This is a genomic window from Rhizobacter sp. P2_H2, from assembly GCF_056403375.1.
Genome location: NZ_JBFUFP010000906.1, coordinates 1 through 2268, shown reverse-complemented (window position 1 = coordinate 2268; position 2268 = coordinate 1). Strand labels below are relative to the sequence as shown.

3 protein-coding genes are annotated in these 2268 nt (G+C 70.0%); 2 read left to right on the top strand and 1 reads right to left on the bottom strand.

Translation table 11 applies throughout. The annotated features are described in order from the left end of the window. A partial coding sequence (locus AC1D15_RS28080) for a bifunctional helix-turn-helix transcriptional regulator/GNAT family N-acetyltransferase (RefSeq protein ID WP_477828593.1) occupies nucleotides 1–827 on the top strand: 827 nt, incomplete at its 5' end. Further along, nucleotides 824–1636 (top strand): SDR family NAD(P)-dependent oxidoreductase, encoded by an 813-nt coding sequence (locus tag AC1D15_RS28075; RefSeq protein WP_477828592.1) that lies wholly within the window; start codon nucleotides 824–826, stop codon nucleotides 1634–1636. The genes AC1D15_RS28080 and AC1D15_RS28075, both read left to right, overlap by 4 nt. A gap of 266 nt (nucleotides 1637–1902) precedes the next feature. On the opposite strand, the gene AC1D15_RS28070 is transcribed toward AC1D15_RS28075, so the two are convergent. After that, the coding region (locus AC1D15_RS28070) for a hypothetical protein (RefSeq protein ID WP_477828591.1) at nucleotides 1903–2268 on the bottom strand (366 nt) is incomplete at its 5' end.

The window sequence follows — 2268 nt, the reverse complement described above, 5'->3', positions numbered from 1 at the left end:
TCCACGCCCTGATCGAAATCGACGCTGGCGACATCAGCGCCCGGGACCTGGGCGTGCGCCTGCGCCTGGAAAAATCCAGCGTCAGCCGCATGCTGCGCAAGCTCGTGGACTCGGGCGATGTGTGCGAGGCACCTGCCGAGCACGACAGCCGGATCAAGCTGCTCTCGCTGACCCCGCCGGGTCGACGGCGCGTGTCGGCGATCCACGCCCACGCGCGCGCCCAGGTCGCGGCCGCCTTGGGCCGCCTGAAGCACGGCCAGCACCGCACCGTTCTCAACGGCCTGCGGCTCTACAGCGAGGCGCTCGCAGGCGTGCATGAGGTGCGCCCCGATCCGCCAGCGGTCGATGTGACGCCGGGCTACCAGGTCGGGCTCATCGCCAGCGTCACCCGGATGCACGCACTGCACGACGCACGAGGGGCCGGCATCGGACAACGCGTCGAGTCCGCTGTCGCGGCAGGCCTGGCGGATTTCTGCGACAGGCTCGGCAGGCCGGGGAATGGCATCTGGACGGCCCGGCAAGGTGGCGACATCGTCGGCTCGGTCGCCATCGACGGCGATGGCCCGGGCCTCGGCGTCGCGCATCTGCGCTGGTTCATCGTGGACGAGGGCCTCCGCGGCCGCGGCGTGGGGCGCAAGCTGCTGGCCAGCGCGCTGGACTTCGCCGACGGCCAGGGATTCGCCGAAACACACCTGTGGACCGTCGACGGTTCGTCTGCCGCCCGGCATCTCCGTGAGTCGCATGGCTTCGTCTGCGTGGAAGAGCGGCCTGCCACCCAGTGGGGCCAGGACGTCCTGGAACAGCGTTTCGCGAGGRGGCGACCATGATCTCGACGCCAACCACCGAGGAGCTTGCCGGCGTTGCCCCGGAGTTGCCGACCGCGGGCCGGCTGAAGGGCCGGGTGTGCCTGGTCACCGGCGCCACGAGTGGGATCGGTCGCGCCACCGCGCTGCGGATGGCCGCGGAAGGCGCAGCCGCCGTGGTCGTGACGGGCCGCCGGGAGGAGCTCGGCCAGGCGCTCGCCGGCGAGATCCGCGAGCGCGGTGCCGAATGCCTTTTCGTGGCGGGTGATGCGACCCGCGAGCAGGACGTCGTCTCGACCCTCCAGCAGGCACACGTCCGGTTCGGCAGGCTCGACGCCGTGTTCAACAACGCGGGCTGCCAGGAACGCCGAGGCCCGTTGGCGGAGCAAAGCGACGAGGTGTACGCCCGCGTGTTCGACACGAATGTGCGTGCACTCTTTCATTTCATGCGCCATGCCATCTCGGCCATGCTGGCGGGTGGCGGCGGCACGATCGTCAACAACACCAGCGTGAGCGGGATTCGCAATCCCAATCCGGGGCTGTCTCTCTACAGCGCGTCGAAGGCGGCAGCCAACTCGCTCACGCGATCGGCCGCGATGGAATATGCGCCGGCAGGGATCCGGATCAACGCGGTCGCGCCGGGACGCGTGCTCACGGACATGATGCTTTCATCCGGCATTGCGGACATGCGCAGCGTCGCGGCCGGCCTGCCGCTGCGCAGGATGGGCCATCCGGAAGAAGTGGCCGCCGCCGCCATCTGGCTGATGTCTGATGAAGCGCGCTATGTCGTGGGCCATGTGCTCGCGACCGATGGTGGGTTCCTGGCGGGGTAGGGAAGGCGTGGCGCCCTGTCAGCACGCGGCGTCGCGTTCCGGTCTGCAGCGGCGTGCCCCATGGGGAGGAGGCGACGACCTCCCGACCGTTCCTCCCTCGACCAGAAAGCGTGCGATCGCGCGCCTGACGTCCGATGTCACTCCCACTTCACTCCACTGAGGCGCCCGCACGATCTCCAGCTCGGGAAACCCCGCCAGCGTCGTTGCGTTGCCTTCGATGCTGCAGCGTGCCAGGGCCAGCAGCACGGCGGTGCAGGTCAGTGCCCTCATGCCGTCGTTCCGGGGGAGGAGCGAATCGCGAGAGGCGGCAGCAGGTTGCGGCGCAAGGCCACGCACTCGAAGCCGCAACGCTGCATGTTCAGCAGCGACGGATTGACCTCGTCCGTGGGCTCGCCCGTCTCGGTGCCGATCCAGCGCACGCCGGTGCGCGTCGCATCCTTGACGCGGCGCGCCATGAGCGCGCGCTGACCGCCGCGGCGCCGATGCGACTCCAGCATGCTGCCGATCCCGACCCAGGCCTGGTCGCCATCCACGAACAGCGCGCCGCCGCCGACGGCCGTGGTGCCGTCGAAGGCGCCGTAGAGCTGCCAGCGAGGACGGTCGTGCAGCGCGCGCAACCAGGTGGCGACGAA